This is a genomic window from Streptomyces sp. NPDC035033 (assembly GCF_040636735.1).
Taxonomy (GTDB): Bacteria; Actinomycetota; Actinomycetes; order Streptomycetales; family Streptomycetaceae; genus Streptomyces.
The window spans coordinates 198739-218984 of record NZ_JBEZUZ010000001.1 but is presented as its reverse complement, the minus strand read 5'-3'; the positions used below and the strand labels follow the sequence as shown (position 1 = coordinate 218984).

The 20246-nt window shown below is 74.0% G+C and carries 18 protein-coding genes and 1 pseudogene; 9 read left to right on the top strand and 10 right to left on the bottom strand.

What is annotated here, in order from left to right; genetic code table 11:
* The first annotated feature begins 76 nt into the window (after positions 1 to 76).
* Positions 77 to 562 carry an LURP-one-related family protein gene (locus AB0E83_RS01020; protein WP_362104080.1) on the top strand — a complete coding sequence of 162 codons (486 nt, stop codon included), beginning with the start codon at positions 77 to 79 and terminating at the stop codon, positions 560 to 562.
* On the opposite strand, the gene AB0E83_RS01015 is transcribed toward AB0E83_RS01020, so the two are convergent.
* Positions 559 to 1773: an aminotransferase class I/II-fold pyridoxal phosphate-dependent enzyme gene (locus AB0E83_RS01015; RefSeq protein WP_362104078.1), complete on the bottom strand. Its 1215-nt coding sequence runs from the start codon at positions 1771 to 1773 to the stop codon at positions 559 to 561. The genes AB0E83_RS01020 and AB0E83_RS01015 overlap by 4 nt on opposite strands.
* Positions 1774 to 2135: 362 nt before the next feature.
* On the opposite strand from AB0E83_RS01015, the gene AB0E83_RS01010 reads away from it, so the two are divergent.
* A complete protein-coding gene (locus AB0E83_RS01010; protein WP_362104076.1) occupies positions 2136 to 2747 on the top strand; it encodes a hypothetical protein in 612 nt (203 codons plus the stop codon).
* A gap of 82 nt (positions 2748 to 2829) precedes the next feature.
* On the opposite strand, the gene AB0E83_RS01005 is transcribed toward AB0E83_RS01010, so the two are convergent.
* Entirely contained in the window at positions 2830 to 3954 is a 1125-nt protein-coding gene (locus tag AB0E83_RS01005) for an SMI1/KNR4 family protein (protein ID WP_362104075.1), read from the bottom strand.
* Entirely contained in the window at positions 3951 to 4757 is an 807-nt protein-coding gene (locus AB0E83_RS01000; protein ID WP_362104073.1) for a carbon-nitrogen family hydrolase, read from the bottom strand. Before AB0E83_RS01000 ends, AB0E83_RS01005 begins: the two co-directional genes overlap by 4 nt.
* A gap of 163 nt (positions 4758 to 4920) precedes the next feature.
* Here AB0E83_RS01000 and AB0E83_RS00995 point away from each other — a divergent pair, with 163 nt between their 5' ends.
* On the top strand, positions 4921 to 5748 hold the full coding sequence (locus AB0E83_RS00995; protein ID WP_362104071.1) for a maleylpyruvate isomerase family mycothiol-dependent enzyme: 828 nt from the start codon (positions 4921 to 4923) through the stop codon (positions 5746 to 5748).
* Between the two features lie 4 nt (positions 5749 to 5752).
* Here AB0E83_RS00995 and AB0E83_RS00990 read toward each other — a convergent pair whose 3' ends face one another.
* From AB0E83_RS00990 to pdhA, 6 genes are all read right to left on the bottom strand, one after another.
* On the bottom strand, positions 5753 to 7069 hold the full coding sequence (locus tag AB0E83_RS00990; protein ID WP_362104069.1) for an MFS transporter: 1317 nt from the start codon (positions 7067 to 7069) through the stop codon (positions 5753 to 5755).
* Entirely contained in the window at positions 7066 to 7752 is a 687-nt protein-coding gene (locus AB0E83_RS00985; protein WP_362104067.1) for a GntR family transcriptional regulator, read from the bottom strand. The genes AB0E83_RS00990 and AB0E83_RS00985 overlap by 4 nt, the downstream gene beginning before the upstream one ends.
* 84 nt (positions 7753 to 7836) lie before the next feature.
* Positions 7837 to 8322: a hypothetical protein gene (locus tag AB0E83_RS00980; protein WP_362104065.1), complete on the bottom strand. Its 486-nt coding sequence runs from the start codon at positions 8320 to 8322 to the stop codon at positions 7837 to 7839.
* Positions 8323 to 8397: 75 nt separating this feature from the next.
* Complete coding sequence (locus AB0E83_RS00975) at positions 8398 to 9768, bottom strand: dihydrolipoamide acetyltransferase family protein (protein WP_362104274.1); 1371 nt, start codon at positions 9766 to 9768, stop codon at positions 8398 to 8400.
* 31 nt (positions 9769 to 9799) lie between these two features.
* A complete protein-coding gene (locus tag AB0E83_RS00970; RefSeq protein ID WP_362104063.1) occupies positions 9800 to 10780 on the bottom strand; it encodes an alpha-ketoacid dehydrogenase subunit beta in 981 nt (326 codons plus the stop codon).
* A 2-nt stretch (positions 10781 to 10782) separates the two neighbouring features.
* Positions 10783 to 11967: a pyruvate dehydrogenase (acetyl-transferring) E1 component subunit alpha gene (gene pdhA, locus AB0E83_RS00965; RefSeq protein ID WP_362104061.1), complete on the bottom strand. Its 1185-nt coding sequence runs from the start codon at positions 11965 to 11967 to the stop codon at positions 10783 to 10785.
* A gap of 341 nt (positions 11968 to 12308) precedes the next feature.
* Between pdhA and AB0E83_RS00960 the strand changes: the two genes are divergently transcribed.
* From AB0E83_RS00960 to AB0E83_RS00950, 3 genes and pseudogenes are all read left to right on the top strand, one after another.
* Complete coding sequence (locus AB0E83_RS00960; RefSeq protein WP_362104059.1) at positions 12309 to 12968, top strand: response regulator transcription factor; 660 nt, start codon at positions 12309 to 12311, stop codon at positions 12966 to 12968.
* Between the two features lie 208 nt (positions 12969 to 13176).
* Positions 13177 to 13455: pseudogene (locus AB0E83_RS00955) on the top strand (pyridoxamine 5'-phosphate oxidase family protein); the annotation flags it as partial.
* A gap of 168 nt (positions 13456 to 13623) precedes the next feature.
* Entirely contained in the window at positions 13624 to 14640 is a 1017-nt protein-coding gene (locus AB0E83_RS00950; RefSeq protein ID WP_362104272.1) for a phosphotransferase, read from the top strand.
* A 21-nt stretch (positions 14641 to 14661) separates the two neighbouring features.
* Here the strand turns inward: AB0E83_RS00950 and AB0E83_RS00945 are convergent, their stop codons facing one another.
* Positions 14662 to 16371 carry a protein kinase gene (locus AB0E83_RS00945; protein ID WP_362104057.1) on the bottom strand — a complete coding sequence of 570 codons (1710 nt, stop codon included), beginning with the start codon at positions 16369 to 16371 and terminating at the stop codon, positions 14662 to 14664.
* A gap of 291 nt (positions 16372 to 16662) precedes the next feature.
* Between AB0E83_RS00945 and AB0E83_RS00940 the strand changes: the two genes are divergently transcribed.
* From AB0E83_RS00940 to AB0E83_RS00930, 3 genes are all read left to right on the top strand, one after another.
* Complete coding sequence (locus AB0E83_RS00940; RefSeq protein WP_362104055.1) at positions 16663 to 18300, top strand: protein kinase; 1638 nt, start codon at positions 16663 to 16665, stop codon at positions 18298 to 18300.
* Positions 18301 to 18378: 78 nt separating this feature from the next.
* On the top strand, positions 18379 to 19359 hold the full coding sequence (locus AB0E83_RS00935; protein WP_362104053.1) for a hypothetical protein: 981 nt from the start codon (positions 18379 to 18381) through the stop codon (positions 19357 to 19359).
* Between the two features lie 97 nt (positions 19360 to 19456).
* A complete protein-coding gene (locus AB0E83_RS00930; protein ID WP_362104051.1) occupies positions 19457 to 20149 on the top strand; it encodes a PadR family transcriptional regulator in 693 nt (230 codons plus the stop codon).
* Positions 20150 to 20246: the final 97 nt, after the last annotated feature.

The following is a 20246-nucleotide window of genomic DNA, read 5'->3' as shown; positions in this document are numbered from 1 at the left end:
ACGCGGGCTCGCTGTTTCACGTGAAACGGCGGGCCCGTTGTTTCACGTGAAACAGCGGAAGGGGAGACATATCCCCATGAAATACCTCGTGCGGGACAAGATCTTCGCGATCGGTGACGACTACTGGATCGAGGACGAGGACGGCCGGCACGCCTTCCTCGTCGACGGCAAGGCGCTGCGGCTGCGGGACACGCTGGAGCTGAAGGACCCCGACGGGCGGGTGCTCGTCACCCTGCGGGAGAAGTTCTTCAGCCTGCGGGACGCGATGACGATCGAGCGGGACGAGCGGCCGCTCGCGACCGTGCGCCGCAAGCGCCTCTCGCTGCTGCGCAACCACTACCGGGTCACGCTCGCCGACGGCACCGAACTGGACGTCAGCGGGCGGATCCTGGACCGGGAGTTCGCCGTCGAGTACGACGGCGAACTCCTCGCCCACATCTCCCGCCGGTGGCTCCGCGTCCGGGACACGTACGCGGTGGACGTGGTCCGCGAGGACGCCGACGCGGCCCTGCTGATCGCGGTGGCGGTGTGCGTGATCCGGATGGCCGAGCGGGAGGACTAGACGGCGGACGCCTTGCCGAGGGCCTGGTCCAGGTCCGCCCACAGGTCCTCGACGTGCTCGATGCCGACCGAGAGGCGGACCGTGCCGGGGCCGATGCCGGCCGCCTCCAGGGCGGTGGCGTCGAGCTGGCGGTGCGAGGTGGACGCCGGGTGCATGACCAGGGTCTTGACGTCGCCGAGGGAGACCGAGAGGGAGGCCAGCCGGACCGCCTCGACGAAGGCCCGGCCGGCGTCCCGGCCGCCCTCGATGTCCAGCGAGATCACGCCGCCGGCGCCGTCCGGCAGCAGCCGCTCGGCGATCTCCCGGTCGGGGTGGCCCGCCAGGCCGGGGTAACGGACGGCGGCGACCGCCGGGTGGCCGGCGAGCCGGGCGGCGAGGTCGGCGGCGGAGGCGCAGTGGCGCTCCATCCGCAGCGACAGGGTCTGCATGCCGCGCAGGGTCAGCCAGGCGGCGAAGGGGTCGGTGGAGGCGCCCAGCTCGACGGCGAAGTGGCGCAGCCGGGAGAGGAGTTCGGGGTCGTCACAGGCGACGACCCCGCCGAGGACATCGGCGTGGCCGCCGAGGTACTTGGTGGCCGAGTGGATGACGAGGTCGGCGCCGAGGGAGAGCGGGCGGCAGAGCAGCGGGGAGGCGAAGGTGTTGTCGACCGCGACCGGGACGCCCGCCTCGCGGGCGACGGCGGCGAGGGCCGGGATGTCGGAGAGGCGGGTGGTGGGGTTGGCGATGGTCTCCAGGTAGAGGAGGCGGGTGGTGGGCCGCAGCGCGGCGGCGACCTCCGCCGGGTCCGTGCCGGAGACGTGGGTGACCTCGACGCCCCAGCGGTCCGCGAGGTCGGTGAGCATCGCGTACGTGCCGCCGTACAGGCAGCGCTGGGCGATGACGTGCCCGCCGCCGGAGAGCAGCCCGAGCAGGACGGCGTTGATGGCGCCCATCCCGGAGGCGAAGGAGAGCGCGCCGGCCGCGCCCTCCAGGCGGGCGACGGCCTCCTCCAGGGTGCGGACGGTGGGGTTGCCCATGCGGCTGTAGAGGAAGGAGTCGCCGGAGCGCATCGACGCGGCGAGGTCGTCGGCGGACTCGAAGGCGAAGACGTGCCCCTGGTGGAGGGGGACGCCGAGCGGCACGCTGCCGGTGATCTCGACCTGGGGCGGGTGGACGGCGAGGGTCTCGCGGCGGACTCCGGGGTCCGGGGAGACGGGGTTCTCGGTGATCATGGCCACAGTCTGGGGAGCCGGGAGCGGTGGTTCCCAGGTCCAATCCGGGAGAAGTGGCGTCCCCGCCCGGCCCCGTGCCGCGTGGGGGCCGTGTGGGGCCGGGACCGTCGCGCCTTGTGCCCGGACCCGCGACAGGGGACCATACGGCGCACCTGCACAGTGTGGTGCGTCGTCCTGCCACGGGGGCTCCGCGCGAGGGGTCCTGACGGGGCGTGGGCCGGCCTCCGGTCCACCGCACCGGTACGGGAACCGACGGCCGTGCGCCTGCACCGGCCGGACGACGGCACCGGCGGCCGTGGCGGCGCCCCGGGCCCGTTCGACCGAGCCGCTGCCGGGATTCGACCGAGAGGTACACAGGGATCATGCACACCGACGTCTCCCCCTTCGAGCTGCACCGGTGGAAGGAGGGGAACCGGCACGACTACCGGGCCGGCTTCAAGGGGGTCTCGCGGGAGTTCGGCGAGATCGTCCTCACCGCGCCGCTGCCCCGGAGCAACGCGGAGGCGGCCGTCGTCTCCGAGCTGCGGGGCGGCATGCTCCCCACGGCCTCCTTCGAGGCGCGCGGGATCCACACCGACGTCGTGAAGCTGCCCACCCTCAACCGGTCCACCCTGCGCGTCGGCGACCGGGTCGTCCCCATGTCGCGCAACCGCGCGGGCATCACCCTCGACCAGCGCGCCCTGCACCTGCGGTTCGCGGGCGACGACTACCGCCTCTCCGCCCTCGACAAGAACGGCTACGCCCTCAGCCGGCTGCCCGACGACGAGGATCCGGGCGTCACCGTCACCGTGCGGGAGACCGGCCGCGGCAGGAAGCACCGCCTCACGGTCCGGGTCGCCGGCCGCGCGGAGGGCGGCGACCTGTCCCTGGCGCTGATCTTCGCGGGCGTGGACCGGTCGGCGCTGACCCGGCTGGGTGCCGTGAAGGCGGGGGTCACCCGGGTGAAGCACCTGATCGCGGAGACCCAGTACTGATCCCCCGCCTCGTCCCGCCCCGGAGAAGGCGGCGCCGGCACCGGGCGCGGGCGAGCGGGCGTCCTGAGCGGAGGCCGTCGGCCTAGCGGGCGCGGGGGTCCGTCCGGGGCTCGTACGTGATCAGGTCGAGCGGGTCCTCGTGCGGGTACGCGAGGCCGGGCAGGCCCGCGACGTCGAGTTCGCCGCGCAGCCAGGCGAGCAGGACCCCGGTGAGGGTGCCGGTGAGCGGCGAGCCCTGGCGGTCGTGGCGGGGGAAGACGATCAGCGGCCAGGCGTCCGGGTCGTCGCCCTCGGTGAGCCAGCACAGCTGGTCGCCGTCGATGGAGCTCGCGAAGGGCAGCAGCCCGCCGGGCTCGGGCCAGGCGGCCAGCGGATGCCGGTCGGGGAAGCCCGCGCGCAGGCGGCGGTAGTTGTCGGTGCACCAGTGGGCCCAGGGCACGAGGTCGTGCTCCCCGGTGCCCAGCGGCAGCTTGACGCGCAGCCAGTCGCACCAGACGCCGCCGCCGTACGTCTCCGTCAGCCGGACGTACTCCGCGGGCAGACGGGTGCCGAGGCGTTCGTGCGCCCAGGCCCAGTCCCGCTCCCCGAGATACGGCTCCGGGGGCGGCGGGACGAGGGCGGTGAGGGTGTCGAGGCCGGTGCCGCCGCCGGTGAACGCGGCCCGCTGCGCGGCGGTCGGCGCGGGGCGGCGCGGTGGCGGCGTCCAGGGGCCGGCGGAGTCGCCGGCGAGGCCGCTGCGGGCGAGGGTCCGGGGCAGGCCCTCGTCCACGAGCAGGGCGAGCGCGGGCAGCAGCGTCACGCCGAGGCGGCGCCAGGGGTCGCGGCCGGCGCGCTCGGCGTGCGGGTCGTGGAGGAGGACGGGCCAGGCGTCGGGGTCGTCGGAGGCGGCGGTGTCCCAGAAGAGGGTGCCGGAGGTGCGGGTGCAGCCGAAGGGCAGGACGCCGGGGGCCGTGCGGCGGGACTCCTCGACGAAGTGGCCGTAGTCGAAGCCCTCGCGGTCGCGGGCGTACGGCGTCTGGAGCCAGAGCCGTTCGCCGAGGTCGAGGGGGCCGTAGACCTCGGCGATCGCCTTGTAGTCGGCGGGCAGCGGTAGGCCCAGCCACTCCTCGACGGCCGCCCAGTCGACGGGGATCGCGGGCCCCTCGGGCGGCGGCCCGAAGAGCCCGGCGAAGGCGGCGACGGCGCCGTCCGGGGACGTCGCGCTCAACGGACCCGCGTCCGGTGCGGCGCGGCGACGCCGAGGACGCGGTCCTTGAGGGCCGGGAAGTCCTCGCGGATCGCGGCGGGCTTCGCCGGGTCCAGGACGACCCGCAGCACCTCCTCGTCGGGGCCCGCCTCGGCGAGGATCTCGCCCCACGGGTCGACGACCAGCGAGTGGCCGGCCTGTTCGACGCCCGCGTGGGTGCCCGCCGTACCGCAGGCCAGGACGTACGCCTGGTTCTCGACGGCGCGGGCCCGGGCGAGGAGCCGCCAGTGGCCGCGGCGGCGGGCGGGCCAGCCGGCGGGGACGACGAAGGCTTCGGCGCCGGCGTCGACGAGGCCGCGGAAGAGTTCGGGGAAGCGCAGGTCGTAGCAGGTGCCGACGCCGACGGTGAGGTGCGGCAGGTCGAAGGTGACCAGGTCCTCGCCGGCGGCCATGAGGAGGGCCTCGCCCTGGTCGAAGCCGAAGCGGTGGATCTTGCGGTAGGAGGCGACGAGCTCGCCGTCGGGCGAGAAGACCAGCGAGGTGTTGTAGAGGGCGCCGCCCGCGGCCTCGACGAAGGAGCCGGCGTGCAGCCAGACCTCGGCGTCCCGCGCGGCAGCGGCCATCGCCTTGTAGGTGGGGCCGTGGAGGGGTTCGGACTCCGGCTCGAAGAGGTCGGCGGCGAAGGCGCCCACGGGCCACAGTTCGGGGAGGACGACGAGGTCAGCGGCCCCGTGTTCCTCCCGTACGAGACGGGCCGCGCGGGCCCGCCGGTCGGCGACCGGTTCGTCCGGGTCTACCGCGATCTGGATCAGCGAGGCGCGCACACTACCACCGTCCTGGCGTTGAAGCCGTCAACACCGGCCTACGATCGTCACACGAAAGCACTGCCGGGGTGCTCCCGGGGAGCGTAACTTAGCGTCCGAGCCTCCCATTCCACCGTCGCCCAGTCGTGTTTTCAGCCCGCACCGAAGAACGTCGAGGGGTCCCGTGACCGTCCATCCCAGCCTCCAGAACCACGCCGACGCCTGGACCCATTCCATCGAAGCGATAGCCGAGCTGGTGCAGCCGCTCGTGGAGGGCGAGTGGAACCGGGCGACCCCGTGCCCCGGCTGGTCGGTGCGCGACATCGTGTCCCATGTGATCGGCATGGAGACGGAGATGCTCGGCGACCCGCGGCCGATCCACTCGCTCCCCCGCGACCTGTACCACGTGCGCACGGACTTCGCCCGCTACATGGAGGTGCAGGTCGACGTCCGGCGGCACCACACGGCGCCGGAGATGACGGCGGAGCTGGAGTACGTCCTGATCCGCCGGGCCCGGCAGCTGCGCAACGAGAACCGCTCGCCCGACCACGTCATCCGGGCGCCGCTGGGCGCGGAGCAGACGCTGGAGCAGGGCTACCGGCTGCGGGCCTTCGACACGTGGGTGCACGAGCAGGACCTGCGGACCGCGCTCGGGGTGCCGGGGAACCTGGACTCGCCGGGCGCGTACGTGGCGCGGGACCTGCTCCTGGAGGCGCTGCCGAAGGTGGTCGCGAAGGACGCGGGCGCGCCGGCGGGGTCGGCGGTCGTGGTGGACGTGACCGGGCCGGTGGAGTTCCTGCGGACGGTGCGGGTGGACGCGGAGGGGCGGGGCACCATCGACGGGGCGCCGTCGCTGGGCCCGGCGGTGACGCTGGCGACGGACTGGGAGACGTACGTGCGGCTGGCCTGCGGCCGGGTCCGGCCGGCCGAGGTGGCCGACCGGATCAAGGTCGAGGGCGACCCGGAGCTGGCCGCCGCGATCCTCGACCGCTTCGCGGTGACGCCGAGCTGAGGCCTCACACCGGCACGTGGACGGCCTCCACGCGGCTGGCGACGAGCCGTTCGCGCTCGCGGCGGTGGGTGCGGGACTTCAGCCGGAGGATCTGGGCGACGCCGAGGGCTTCGAGGACGAAGACCGAGCAGAACGCGATCCGGTAGTCGTCGCCGGTCGCGTCGAGGAGCACGCCGATGGCGAGCAGCGTCGTCATGGAGGCGACGAAACCACCCATGTTGACGATGCCGGAGGCGGTGCCCTGACGCTCCGGCGGGTTGGCCGGGCGGGCGAAGTCGAAGCCGATCATGGAGGCCGGTCCGCAGGCGCCGAGGACCAGGCAGAGGGTGACGAGCAGCCACATCGGGGCGTGGTCACCGGGGTACGCGATCGTGGCCGCCCACAGCAGGGCGGTGGCCGCGACCGTGCCGAGGGCGAGCGGGGCGCGGGCGCCGCCGTGCCGGGCGATGATCTGCCCGTAGGCGAGGCCGACGGCCATGTTGGAGAGCACCACGAGGGTCAGCAGCTCGCCCGCCGTGCCCCGGGACAGCCCCTGCGCCTCGACGAGGAACGGCAGCCCCCACAGGAGCAGGAACACCATCGCGGGGAACTGGGTGGTGAAGTGCACCCACAGGCCGAGCCGGGTGCCGGGCTCGCGCCAGGCCGCGGCGATCTGCCGGCGGACGTAGGCGGCGCCCGCGTGCGGGACGGGGGCGGGCTCGTGCCCCTCCGGGTGGTCCTTGAGGAGGACGAGGAGCAGGACCAGGACCAGGATGCCGGCGAGCGAGCTGCCGACGAAGGTGGTGGTCCAGCCGAGGCCGTGCAGGGCGCGGGAGAGGACGACGGTCGAGACCAGGTTGCCCGCCATGCCGATGAGACCGGCGAGCTGGGCGATCAGCGGGCCCCGGCGGGCGGGGAACCAGCGGCCGCCGAGCCTGAGGACGCTGATGAAGGTCATGGCGTCGCCGCAGCCGAGGAGGGCGCGGGAGGCGAGGGCCATGGGGTACGACGGGGAGAGCGCGAAGCCCAGCTGGCCGAGGGTGAAGAGGACGACGCCGAGGGCGAGGACCTTCTTGGTGCCGAGCCGGTCGACCATGAGGCCGACGGGTATCTGCATGCCCGCGTAGACCAGCAGCTGGAGTATGGAGAAGGTGGAGAGCGCGGAGGCGCCCACGTGGAAGCGGTCGGCGGCGTCGAGTCCGGCGACGCCGAGCGAGGTGCGGAAGATGACGGCGACGAAGTAGACGGCGACGCCGACGCCCCAGACGAGGGCGGCGCGGCGGCCGCCGGGCGGGTCGCCGGGGAGGGTGACGGCGGAGCCGTGGCCGGTGCGGCCGCTCATCGGTCCTCCCCCCGGACCAGGGAGCCGACGCGGCCGAGGTGGCGGCGGACGGCGGCGGCGGCGCCCTCCGCGTCCCCGGCCCTGAGGTGGTCGAGGATCTCGGCGTGCTCGGTGATGTTCTGGGCGACCCGGTCGGGGTGGGCCTGCATCACGGCGACGCCCATGCGGAGCTGCCGGTCGCGGAGCTGGTCGTAGAGGCGGGCCAGGATCTGGTTGCCGGCGTGCTGGACGATCTCGGCGTGGAAGCAGCGGTCGGTGACGGCGACGTCGGCGAGGTCGCCGTCGTCCGCCTCGCGCCGCTGCTGCGCCAGGAGTTCTTCGAGGCGGGCGAGGAGCGCGGGCGGGGCGGGGACGGCCTTGCGGACGGCGAACTCCTCGACGAGGAGCCGGGTCTCGACGACGTCGGCGATCTCCTGGGCGGAGACGGCGAGGACGAGGGCGCCCTTCTTGGGGTAGAGCTTCAGCAGCCCTTCCATCTCCAGCTTGAGCAGCGCCTCGCGGACGGGGGTGCGGGACACCCCCACGGCCTGGGCCAGCTCCCCCTCGGTGAGCAGCGTCCCGCCCTCGTAACGGCGGTCGAGGACCGCGCGCTTGACGTGGCTGTAGACGCGCTCGGCGGCGGGCGGCTGCTTGACGGGACGGTCGGCGGGCTGCTCGGTGGAGGGGGGCGCGGCTGATGGCATGCGCACAGCATAGATACAAGTGGGATGCGTCCGACAGCCGCGTCCAGATCTCGGACTCCTCACCTCCGTCCGGCGGGACCCGGGTCAGCGCAGCCGGAAGTCGTAGTAGTCCGCGCCGCCGACGAGGACGGAGGTGAAGTGGACGGGCAGCCCGTCGGGCCGCCGCGGCACCTCCTGCGAGGTCCGCCGCGTGAACCCGAGCGAGAGCCCGGGCACGAACGGGTCCTCGCCGTCGCCGTCGTGGACGTCGAACCCGGCGAGCAGCTCGTCGGCGGGGGTGGTGAAGACGTCCCGCCCGCCGAGCAGGACGCGGGCGGCGCTCGTCCGCCCCTCCCCCGGCCGCCAGAACTCGACGGCGGTGACCCGGTCGTCCTCCTCCAGGTGCACCTGGACGCCGATGCCGGCGCAGGCGGTGGAGACGCCGCCCCGGCGCGTCCCCGGCCGGACGCGGGTCCGGGGCTCGCCCCAGGGGACGACGGCCGCCACGGCCTCGTCGAAGCTCATGCCGAGGCGTACGGGCCCGGCGCCGTGCGGCGGTTCGAGGTGCAGGTCCAGTGGTGTGCGCTCCATGCCGGACAGCAGAACATCCGGTGGTGGACGGGCGCCACCACCGGATGTTTCACGTGAAACAGACCAACCGGACGACTACGACCAGGTCATGAGCCGCTTCGGCTGCTCCAGGACCGCGGCCACGTCGGCGAGGAACTTGGAGCCCAGCTCGCCGTCGACCAGGCGGTGGTCGAAGGAGAGCGCGAGCGTGGTGACCTGACGCGGCTTCACCTTGCCCTTGTGGACCCAGGGCTGGAGCTTGATCGCGCCGACCGCGAGGATCGCGGACTCGCCCGGGTTGAGGATCGGCGTACCGGTGTCGACGCCGAAGACGCCGACGTTGGTGATGGTGAAGGTGCCGCCCTGCATCGCCGCCGGGGTGGTCTTGCCCTCGCGGGCGGTGGCGACCAGCTCGCTCAGGGAGCGGGACAGCTCCGGCAGGGTCTGGGCGTGCGCGTCCTTGATGTTCGGCACGATCAGACCGCGCGGGGTGGCCGCGGCGATGCCCAGGTTCACGTAGTGCTTGAGGACGATCTCCTGCGCCGCCTCGTCCCAGGCCGCGTTGATCTCCGGGTTGCGCCGGATCGCGACCAGGACGGCCTTGGCGACGAGCAGCAGCGGGTTGATCCGCAGCCCCGCCATGTCCTTGTCGGCCCTGAGCTCCTCGACCAGCTTCATCGTGCGCGTGATGTCGAAGGTCACGAACTCGGTGACGTGCGGGGCGGTGAAGGCCGAGCCGACCATCGCCGCCGCCGTGGCCTTGCGCACGCCCTTGATCGGGACCCGGGTCTCCCGCGCGTCGCCGGCGGCGACGGCGACGGGCGCCTGGACCGGGGCGGCGGGGGCCGGGGCCGGGGCCTGCGGGGCGGCCGGCGCCTGGACCGGCGCCGCGGGGGCGGCCGGGGCGGCGGCGCGGTGCACGTCCTCGCGGGTGATGACGCCGTCCTGGCCGGTCGGGACGACCGCCGCCAGGTCCACGCCGAGGTCCTTGGCGAGCTTGCGCACCGGCGGCTTGGCCAGCGGCCGGGGCGCGGCGGTCACGGTGCCGTGCCCGTTGAGCTGCTCCGGCACGGAGACGGGCGCGGCGCCCGCGCTCCTGCGGGCCCGGCGCTTGGTGGAGGCGGCGGCCACACCGTAGCCGACGAGGACCGGCTGGCGGCCCTGCGGCTCCTCGGCCTCGGCCGCCGGCTCCGCCTCGGGGGCGGGGGCGGGGGCCGCCGGGGCCGGGGCCTCGACGGGGGCGGCGCCGCCCACGTTCACCGAGATGATGACCTGGCCGACGTCGACCGTGGTGCCCTCGGGGAAGACCAGTTCGTGGACGGTGCCGTCGAAGGGGATCGGCAGCTCCACGGCGGCCTTGGCCGTCTCCACCTCGCAGACGACCTGCCCGTCGGTGACGGTGTCACCGGGCTGGACGTACCACTTGAGGATCTCGGCCTCGGTCAGGCCCTCGCCCACGTCGGGCATCTTGAATTCGCGGATCGTCACGGTGCTCTCCTCAGTACGCCAGCGAGCGGTCGACGGCGTCGAGCACGCGGTCCAGGCCCGGCAGGTACTCCTCCTCCAGGCGCGCCGGCGGGTACGGCGCGTGGTAGCCGCCGACCCGCAGGACGGGGGCCTCCAGGTGGTAGAAGCAGCGCTCGGTGATCCGGGCGGCGATCTCCGCGCCGGAGCCGAAGAACACCGGCGCCTCGTGGACGACGACCAGACGGCCGGTCTTCTCGACCGAGGTCTGGATGGTGTCGAAGTCGAGCGGGGAGATCGAGCGCAGGTCGACGACCTCGATCGACTTGCCCTCCTCGGCGGCGGCCGCGGCCGCCTCCAGACAGGTCTTCACCATCGGGCCGTAGGCGACGAGGGTGAGGTCGGTGCCCTCGCGGGCGACCCGGGCCTTGTGGAGCTCGCCGGGGATGGCCTCGGTGTCGAGCTCGCCCTTGTCCCAGTAGCGGCGCTTGGGCTCGAAGAAGATGACCGGGTCGTCGCTCTGGATCGCCTGCTGGAGCATCCAGTAGGCGTCGGAGGAGTTCGCCGGGGTGACCACCTTGAGGCCCGCGACGTGCGCGAAGAGCGACTCGGGGGACTCGGAGTGGTGCTCGACGGCGCCGATGCCGCCGCCGTACGGGATGCGGATGACGACCGGCATCTTCACGGTGCCGAGCGAGCGGGCCCGCATCTTCGCGAGCTGGGTGACGATCTGGTCGTACGCCGGGAAGACGAAGCCGTCGAACTGGATCTCCACGACCGGGCGGTAGCCGCGCAGGGCGAGGCCGATCGCGGTGCCGACGATGCCGGACTCGGCGAGCGGGGTGTCGACGACCCGGTCCTCGCCGAAGTCCTTCTGGAGGCCGTCGGTGATGCGGAAGACACCGCCGAGCTTGCCGACGTCGAGGCCCATGACGACGACCTTCGGGTCGGTCTCCAGGGCCTTGCGCAGCGACTCGTTGAGCGCCTTGGCGAGGGGAAGCTTCTGAACAGCCATGATTACTCGGTCTCTCCGTCCGCGAAGGACGCCTGGTAGGCGGCGAACTGGGCGCGCTCCTCGTCGACGAGCGCGTGCCCGTCCGCGTAGGTGTGGTCGAACATCGCCATGTGGTCCGGGACCGGCATGGCGCGGACGACCTCGCGGACGTGCTTGCCGAGCGTCTCGCTCTCGGCCTCCAGCTCCTCGAAGAAGGCCGCGTCGGCGTGGCCGGCCTTCTCCAGGTACGCGCGCAGGCGCAGGATCGGGTCCTTGGCCTCCCACGCCTCGCGCTCCGCGTCCCGGCGGTAGCGGGTCGGGTCGTCGGAGGTGGTGTGGGCGGCCATGCGGTAGGTGAAGGCCTCGATGAGCGTCGGGCCCTCGCCGCGGCGGGCGCGCTCCAGGGCCGACCGGGTCACGGCCAGGCAGGCGAGGACGTCGTTGCCGTCGACGCGGACGCCGGGGAAGCCGAAGCCGCGGGCGCGCTGGTAGAGCGGGACGCGGGTCTGCTTCTCGATGGGCTCGGAGATCGCCCACTGGTTGTTCTGGCAGAAGAACACGACCGGGGCGTTGTAGACCGCGGAGAAGACGAACGACTCGTTGACGTCGCCCTGGCTGGAGGCGCCGTCGCCGAAGTAGGCGAGCACGGCGGAGTCCGCGCCGTCCTTGGTGATGCCCATGGCGTAGCCGGTGGCGTGCAGGGTCTGCGAGCCGAGGACGATCGTGTACAGGTGGAAGTTGTTGCTGTTGGGGTCCCAGCCGCCGTTGTTCACGCCGCGGAACATGCCGAGCAGGTTGGTCGGGTCGACGCCGCGGCACCAGGCCACGCCGTGCTCGCGGTAGGTGGGGAAGACGTAGTCGTCGTCCCGCAGGGCCCGGCCGGAGCCGATCTGGGCGGCCTCCTGGCCGAGCAGCGAGGCCCACAGGCCCAGCTCGCCCTGGCGCTGGAGGGCGGTCGCCTCGGCGTCGAAGCGGCGGGTGAGGACCATGTCGCGGTAGAGGCCGCGCAGCTCCTCGGCGCTCAGGTCGATGTCGTAGTCGGGGTGCTGGACGCGCTCGCCCTCGGGCGTCAGCAGCTGAACGAGCTCGGGCTCCCCGGCCGGGGCGGCCTGGGCGGCCTTCTTGGCTCCGGCGCTGGCGCCGGTGGTGCGCTTGGCGCCGCTGCTGCGTCGCGTCGTCTTGCGCGCGGCAGTGCTCTCCACGGTCACGTGCGTGCTCCTCCGTCGGTCCGGCCCCCGGGTTCGCCGGTAAGGCCAGTGCGGCTCTCCGCCTTATCCGTACCCTGCGCACGGGGTGGGTGCGACGCGGCCGGGATCGGGCGTGACAGGTGTCCCGGCGAGCGCCGTCATAGGCACGTTACCCATGACGCGGCATTCCCGCGAAACCCCACTTGACCTGCAATTTTGCTTGGATTTCCAAGTAAATTGGGAAAAGCGGAAAGACACCCTGGTCAGGGCGTGGGCAACGGCCCGACACCGTCGTCGGAACATCCGGCACCGTAACCCGCGCACCCCGGGCACCGGAAGAGCCAATATGTGAGACTGACTCCGTGCGCGAAGAAGGAAAAATCCGGGTATTTCTGCTGGACGACCATGAAGTGGTCCGGCGCGGCGTCCACGAGTTGCTTTCCGTGGAGGACGACATCGAGGTGGTCGGCGAGGCCGGGACGGCGGCCGACGCCCTGGTCAGGATCCCCGCGACCCGCCCCGACGTGGCGGTGCTCGACGTCCGGCTGCCCGACGGCAGCGGCGTCGAGGTCTGCCGCGAGGTCCGCTCCCAGGACGAGTCGATCAAGTGCCTGATGCTCACCTCGTACGCGGACGACGAGGCGCTTTTCGACGCGATCATGGCCGGGGCCTCGGGATACGTCCTCAAGGCCATCCGGGGCAACGAGCTGCTGAACGCGGTCCGGGACGTGGCCGCCGGCAAGTCGCTGCTCGACCCGGTGGCGACGGCGCGGGTCCTGGAGCGGCTGCGGGACGGCAACAACCCGAAGGGCGACGACAGGCTCGCCAACCTCACCGAGCAGGAGCGGAAGATCCTCGACCTGATCGGCGAGGGCCTGACCAACCGGGCCATCGGGGAGCGCCTCCACCTCGCGGAGAAGACCATCAAGAACTACGTCTCCAGCCTGCTGTCGAAGCTCGGCATGGAGCGCCGCTCGCAGGCCGCCGCGTACGTGGCGCGGCTGCAGGCCGAACGGCACTGACCCCGGGCTGTCCGGCCGGGGCCGCGTCCGACGGGCTCCAGGGGGCCTTCACGGGCCCCCGCGGGGCCTCGCCGGGCCCGATCCCGCCGGGGGGCTTCACCCGGAGGGAGCAGTCCGGGCCCCTCGGCCGGAATCAAGGACCTACGTCCCCGCCGGCCCGGGGCCGGGGCCCCTTTCCCGGCGGGCGCCGGTGACGGAGAGTGGAACCATGTCCTCCGACGAACTCCGCGCCATCGAACTGCTCGGCCGCGTGTCGTACGGCCGGATCGCCACGAGCATGCGGGCGATGCCCTTCGTCGCGCCCGCCCGGCACGTCGTGTCCGGCGGCGGCGTCCTGATCCGCCTGCACGAGGGGTTCGGCTACCACCAGGCGTGCAGCGGCAGCGTCGTCGCCTACGGGGCGGACAACCTCGGAGCCGAGGACGGCGCGCTGTGGTCCGTGCAGTTCACCGGCACCGCCGAGATCGTCGAGCCGACCCCCGAGGAACTCGCCGCCTTCGGGCCGGAGCCGGTGAGCGTGGACGGCGAGCCCTTCGTCCCCGTCTTCATGCGCATCGAGCCCCAGTTCGCCACCGTGCACCGTCTCGACTACGCTCCCCCCGCCGATTCCGCACCGCGACACCTCCGGCACGCAGCGCGATCTAACATCTGCGGGGTGCCGCGCTCATCTGAACACCCCGCTCCTCCGGTCGGCGCCCTGCTGCGCCGCCACCCGCACGCCGGTGAGCCCCTGTCCTGCGTCCCCGTCACCGAGGGCCTGCTCAATCGCGGCTACCGGCTCTCCACCACCCGCGGCCACTACTTCCTCAAGCAGCACCTCGACGCCCCCACCGCCGACCGGGCCACCATCGCCCGCCAGCACCGCGCCACCCAGCGGCTGCACGCGCTCGGCCTGCCGGTGGCCCCGCCGCTGCCCGACAGCCGCGGCCGCACCGTCGCCGTCATCGGCGGCCGCTGCTACGCCCTGCACCCCTGGGTCGAGGGCCGGCACCGCGACGGCGCCCAGCTGACCACCGGCGGCTCCCGCCGCCTCGGCGCCCTCCTGGGCCGCGTCCACACCTGCCTGGACCGGATCATGGAGCCCCCGCCGCCCGGCGAGCGGCACGACAGCGCCCGCCCCGAGGACACCTTCGCGGACATCGCCGAACTGATCCGCCTCGCCCGCGCCCACCGCCCCCACGGCAGCTTCGACGCCCTCGCCGAGCACCGGCTGCGGGAGCGGCGCCGGCTGATCGCCCAGCACGCCCACCGCCGCCCCCCGGCGCCCGCCACGGCCGGCTGGGTGCACGGCGACTTCCACCCGCTGAACCTGCTCTACCGGGGCGCCGAACCGGCCGCGATCGTCGACTGGGACCGCCTCGGCGTCCGTCCCCGGGCCGAGGAGGCCGTCCGGGCCGCCGCGATCTTCTTCGTACGGCCGGGGGGCGAGCTGGCACTGGAGAAGGTGCGGGCCTACGCGCGCGCGTACCGGCGGGCCGCCGGCGCCGACGGCGCGGAGCTGGCCGCGGCCGTGCACCGGGTGTGGTGGGAGCGGCTGAACGACTTCTGGACGCTGCGCTGGCGCTACCAGCTGAACGACCGCAGGGCCGACCCGCAGTTCCCCGCGGTGTCGGCCCTGGCCGTGTGGTGGACCCGGGAGTACGACGCCGTCCGCGACGCCTTCTGCGCCTGACGGGCCCCTCCGGGCGCCGGACTAACCGGCCGTGGTGCCGGTGTCCCCGGTGTCGCCGCCGGGCGGCGGCACGTTCGGGTCGCCGTTGCCGCCGCCGGCCGGGTCGGTCTGGCCGCCGCTGTCGCCGCCGTCCGTGGGCTGGTCCGTCGGCTGCTCGGTGGCCGGCGGCTCGGTGGTCGGCTCGCCGGTCGCCGTCGGGTCCGTGGTGGGCTCCTCGGTCGGCGTCGGCTCGGTGGTCGGCGCCGCCGTCGTCGGCGGGGCCGTCGTCGGGTCGGTCGACGGGTACCAGGGCTGCTGCGTGTTGCCGCCGCTGCCGCCGCCGTCGTTGCCACCGCCGCCGGTCGTGCCGCTCGGCTCCTCGGTGTGCTGCTCCTCCGAGGGCTCCTCGGACGGGGTGGGCTTCTCCGAGGACGTCGACGGCGAGTTCGACACCGTCGTCGGCGTGGTGACCGGGCCCTTGCCCTTCTCGCCGCCCCCGGCCATCTGCACCGCGAAGACCACGCCCGCGACGATCGCGACCACCGCCAGCGCCGCGAACAGCACCATCCTGGAGCGCTTGCCCTGGCCGCCGTCCTGACCGCCGTAGCCGCCGCCCTGGCCGTAGCCGCCGGTGCCGCCCGTGCCGTCGTCGTAGCCGCCGTAGCCGCCCCCGTAGGGGGTGTAGGCGCCGTCCTCCGGGTTGGGCGACGGCAGGATCTGGCCCTGGGCCGTGTCGCCGTGCGGCGGGTGGCCCATGGCCGTCGTCGCGGTCATGCCGTGGACGGGGGTGTGCCCGCCGTCGTGCGCGGCCACCGGCCCGGTGCCCCAGGTGCCGGTGTGGCCGCCCTGCTGCTGGAGCATCTCCAGGCTGTACTGGATCAGCCCGCGCATCTCCTCGGCGCTCTGGAACCGGTCGTCCGGCTCCTTCGCGAGCGAGCGCATCACCAGGCCGTCGAGCTCCGGCGGCGTCGAACCGCGGACCTCGGACGGCGGCACGGGCGTGTCCTGCACGTGCTGGTAGACCACCGACAGCGGCGTCTCACCGGTGAACGGGGGACGCAGCGCGAGGAGTTCGTAGAGCAGACAGCCCGTCGCGTACAGGTCGGAGCGGTGGTCGACGGCCTTGCCGAGCGCCTGCTCCGGGGAGAGGTACTGCGGCGTGCCCATGACCATGCCGGTCTGCGTCATCGTCGCCTGCGCGCCGTGCAGCGCGCGGGCGATGCCGAAGTCCATGACCTTCACGGCGCCGGAGTCGGTGATGATCACGTTGGCCGGCTTGATGTCGCGGTGCACGATGCCGTGCTGGTGCGAGTACGCCAGCGCCTCCAGGACGCCGGAGACGATCACGAGTGCCTGCTCGGGCCCGGGCGCCTCCGCGCTGACCAGCAGGTCACGGATGGTGCGGCCCTCGACGAGCTCCATCACGATGTACGGCACCGGGCGGCCGTCCACGACGTCCTCGCCCGAGTCGTACACCGCCACGATCGCGTGGTGGTTGAGCCCGGCGACCGACTGCGCCTCGCGCGTGAACCGGGCCTTGGAGACCGGGTCCTCGGCGAGATCGGAACGCAGCAGCTTCACCGCGACCGTACGGCCGAGGCGCACGTCCTCCGCCGCGAAGACCTCGGCCATGCCGCCGCGCCCCAGACGGTGCGTCAGCCGGTAGCGGCCGTCGCCGACGACGCGGCCGACTCCCCACGATTCCCCGGCAGCGCCCGGCACACCGCCACCTGCCTCGGATCCGGGTTCCATGAGTCCTCGCCGTCGTCTGTCCGTGCCGTGTGTCCAGTCGTCACGCTACAGGCTTCGTACGACATCACGGTCCGCGATGACCGGCCATCCAACCCTTCTCGTGTACGCCTGTGCAAATTCCGTGAGTTTCGCCCGGCCCCCGCGCGACGACGGCCGTACGGAGGGTCACGGAACGGGCACGCGGCTTGACGTGTCAGGGGCCTCGGGCAGACTTGGCGCAGAATCGGCCGGATATCGAGGTCCGGCCGGAGACGACAGACCGACGCCGCGGGGCGCAGGGGGACAGCACACATGAGCCACGACGGCGCCCAGGGCGGACGCTACGCGGGCGGTTCGGTCGCGAACGGCCGCTACCAGCTGCGCGACCTCCTCGGCGAGGGCGGCATGGCCTCCGTCTACCTCGCGTACGACAGCGCGCTGGACCGGCAGGTCGCCATCAAGACGCTCCACACCGAGCTGGGCCGCGAGCAGTCCTTCCGCGAGCGGTTCCGCCGCGAGGCGCAGGCCGTGGCGAAACTCTCGCACACCAACATCGTCTCGGTCTTCGACACCGGCGAGGACACCCTCGACGGCGGCCTCATGCCGTACATCGTCATGGAGTACGTGGAGGGGCAGCCGCTCGGCTCGGTGCTCGCCTCCGACGTCCGCCAGTACGGGGCGATGCCCGCCGACAAGGCCCTGAAGGTGACGGCGGACGTGCTCGCCGCCCTGGAGGTCAGCCACGAGATGGGCCTGGTCCACCGCGACATCAAGCCCGGCAACGTGATGATGACCAAGCGCGGCGTCGTGAAGGTCATGGACTTCGGCATCGCCCGCGCCATGCAGTCCGGGGTCACCTCGATGACCCAGACCGGCATGGTCGTCGGCACCCCCCAGTACCTCTCCCCCGAGCAGGCCCTGGGCCGGCCCGTGGACGCCCGCTCCGACCTTTATTCGGTCGGCATCATGCTCTTCCAGCTGCTGACGGGCCGCCTCCCCTTCGACGCGGACTCCCCGCTCGCCATCGCCTACGCGCACGTGCAGGAGGAGCCGGTCGCCCCGTCGTCCGTCAACCGCTCGGTGACGCCCGCGATGGACGCGCTGGTCGCCCGCGCGCTGCGGAAGAACCCGAACGAGCGGTTCCCCAGCGCCGCCGCCATGCGCGACGAGTGCCTGCGGGTGCTCGCCGCCGGCCAGACCGCCGCCCCGGTCATCGTCGCGGGCGGCCCGGTCAACAGCGGCTCCGGCGTCGGCTCGGCCGTCTTCCCGCCGGTCGGCCAGACCCCGCCCCCGCACACCCCGCACGGGGTGCAGCAGCCCTACCAGCCGCCGGCCCCGCAGCCCGGCCCGTACGGGCCGCCGACCCCGGCCCCCGCGCCGGCCCCCGGCCCCGCGTACGGCTACCCGCAGCAGGCCCCGACGCCCGCCCCCGGCTACCAGACCCCGCCGCCGGTCTCCTACGCGCCCGCGCCGGCCGCCGCCCCGCGCCGCTCCATGCCGGTCCTCGTCGGCGCGGTCGTCGTCGCGCTGGTCGCCATCGGCGGGGTGCTCATCGCCGTCGCCCCCTGGGAGAAGGACCAGGACCCCGTCGCGGGCGGCACCGGCGGGACCGGGCAGACCGGCCAGACCGGGGAGACCCAGACCGACCGGCCCGGCCACAAGGGCCCGGACCTGTCGAAGACCATCGAGACGAAGGAGTGCACCGAGCCGCGGGAGTCGAGCGACGACCCCGAGAAGTTCGAGGTGCCCGACTTCACCTACAAGAACCTCACCTCGGTGAAGGACTGCCTCAACGCCGCCGGCTGGAAGACCAAGAAGCAGACCCCGGTGGACGAGAACACCTACGGCGAGGACACGGTCCTGGAGCAGTACCCGCCGGCCGGCACGGAGATCCTCCCCAAGGACGCCGAGTTCACCTTCGAGATCTCCACCGGCAACCCCCAGAAGTAGCCGCCCGGATGCCGGGAACGTCCCGACATGTGACGCTGAGTCGGACACCTCGGCGGCACGGCAGGGGAGGGTTTCCCGGTGACTCCCACACGCGGCGGGACCGGCAGCGGCGGACGCGGCGACGGCGGCGGACGCCGTCGCCCCCGGACACGGGCACGGGCACGCGCGCGTGCCCGCCGAGCCGGCCCCGCCCTCCGGCGGACCGCACTCGCCCCCGCCCTGGCCTGCGCCTTCACCCTGTACGGAATCTCCGGCACGCCCCTCGCCCGGGCCGCCGAGACCCCGTCCGGGAGCCCCGTACGGGCCTCCGGGACCCCGGGGGCCCCGGCCGGGCGCGCGGCCGTTCCCGCTCACGTCCCCACCCGCGGCCCCGCGCACGGCCCCGCCGCCGGGCCCACCGCGCCCTCCTCCTTCTCCTCCACCGCCCCCGTCCGGCCGTCCGCCTCCCCGCCCGCGCCCACCGCCACCGGCACCGCCACCGGCGGCCCGGACGCCGCTCCCCGGCCGGGCGGTACGACCCCGGCACCGGGCGCCACCACCACGGCCGGGCGGCCCTCCGCGCCCGCCGGAACCACCGCGCCCGCCTCCTCCGCCACCCCCTCCGCGCGCGGCACGACCGCCACCGCGGGGCCCCGGCCGGGGAAGCCCGCCGCCCGGCCCGGGAAGCCCGCCGCCCGCACCAGTGACGCCCCCTCGCCCACCGGCTCGCCCTCGCTCGCCGGCCGGCCCGCGGGCGAGGGCCGCGCCCGGCCCGGGCGCCCCGAGACGACCGAGCCCACGGAGACCGACGCCACCGCCACCCCCTCCCGTGACAGAACCGCTACAGAATCCGAGGCCCCCGAGGGCCTCCCGGAGGAGGAGGCCGTGGCACGGGAGGAGGAGGCCACCGGCCGCCCCGAGGCGGCCCGCGCCACCCGCCCCGCGGCCGCCCCCCGGCTCGCCGTCGAGGACGCCGTCGCCCCCTCCTACCAGCGCGTTCCCCTGCTCACCCTCGGCGTGGGGCTGATCCTGATGGGGCTCGGCCTCGGCTTCCTGGGGCTGCGGCTGCGCCGCCGCTGACCCCTCCGGGAACTCCCGGGTCCCCCCTGAGTCGGACCCTCCGCATCCGTCCCACGACGGTTGGCCGCCCCCGGCATACCCGGTATACATACCCGGTATGTCGATCCGCCACGGGCTCCTCGCCCTCCTCGAACACGGCCCCCGCTACGGCTCCCAGCTGCGCACCGAGTTCGAGTCCCGCACCGGCGCCACCTGGCCCCTCAACGTCGGCCAGGTCTACACGACCCTGGGCCGGCTCGAACGGGACGGCCTCGTCGCCCAGAACGGCGAGGACGGCGCCGGCCACGCGCTCTACGCGATCACCGACGCCGGCCGCGCCGCGCTGCGCACCTGGTTCGAGGAGCCCGTGGACCGCACCAGCCCCGCCCGTGACGAGCTCGCCATCAAGCTCGCCATGGCCGTCGGCGCGCCCGGCGTCGACATCCGCGAGGTCATCCAGGCCCAGCGCCGCCACACCGTGAAGGCGATGCAGGACTACACCCGGCTCAAGGCCCAGGCCCTCGCCGCCCTGGAGGGCGGCGGTTCGCGCGAGCGCGACGACGTGGCCTGGCTCCTCGTCCTGGAACAGCTGATCTTCCAGACCGAGGCCGAGGCCCGCTGGCTCGACCACTGCGAGTCCCGCCTGATCCGCCTCTCCGCCACCGCCCCCGCCACGACCGCCGTCACCGCTCCGGAGCCGGGTGCCGGGGGTGGGGCCCGGCGCGGGCCCGGGGCGGGGGCGGGGGCCGGGGTTCCGGTGGCCGGGCCGGGCGGGGCGGGGGCGGGCGGGGCCGCGCGCCGGGGCCGCTGACCGAGGGCCCGGTGCCCCGTACCGAATCCGTCCTCTCGCTTCTCTCTACTTCTTCGTTCACCGTGCGCGGTTCCGCGCGCCCTAGGGGGATCAACCG

Coding starts and splice junctions, on each gene's coding strand:
- AB0E83_RS01020 (WP_362104080.1), top strand. CDS start 77: ATGAAATACCTCGTGCGGGACAAGATCTTCGCGATCGGTGACGACTAC.
- AB0E83_RS01015 (WP_362104078.1), bottom strand. CDS start 1,773: ATGATCACCGAGAACCCCGTCTCCCCGGACCCCGGAGTCCGCCGCGAG.
- AB0E83_RS01010 (WP_362104076.1), top strand. CDS start 2,136: ATGCACACCGACGTCTCCCCCTTCGAGCTGCACCGGTGGAAGGAGGGG.
- AB0E83_RS00990 (WP_362104069.1), bottom strand. CDS start 7,069: ATGAGCGGCCGCACCGGCCACGGCTCCGCCGTCACCCTCCCCGGCGAC.
- AB0E83_RS00985 (WP_362104067.1), bottom strand. CDS start 7,752: ATGCCATCAGCCGCGCCCCCCTCCACCGAGCAGCCCGCCGACCGTCCC.
- AB0E83_RS00980 (WP_362104065.1), bottom strand. CDS start 8,322: ATGGAGCGCACACCACTGGACCTGCACCTCGAACCGCCGCACGGCGCC.
- AB0E83_RS00975 (WP_362104274.1), bottom strand. CDS start 9,768: ATGCCCGACGTGGGCGAGGGCCTGACCGAGGCCGAGATCCTCAAGTGG.
- AB0E83_RS00970 (WP_362104063.1), bottom strand. CDS start 10,780: ATGGCTGTTCAGAAGCTTCCCCTCGCCAAGGCGCTCAACGAGTCGCTG.
- AB0E83_RS00945 (WP_362104057.1), bottom strand. CDS start 16,371: ATGGAACCCGGATCCGAGGCAGGTGGCGGTGTGCCGGGCGCTGCCGGG.
- AB0E83_RS00940 (WP_362104055.1), top strand. CDS start 16,663: ATGAGCCACGACGGCGCCCAGGGCGGACGCTACGCGGGCGGTTCGGTC.
- AB0E83_RS00930 (WP_362104051.1), top strand. CDS start 19,457: ATGTCGATCCGCCACGGGCTCCTCGCCCTCCTCGAACACGGCCCCCGC.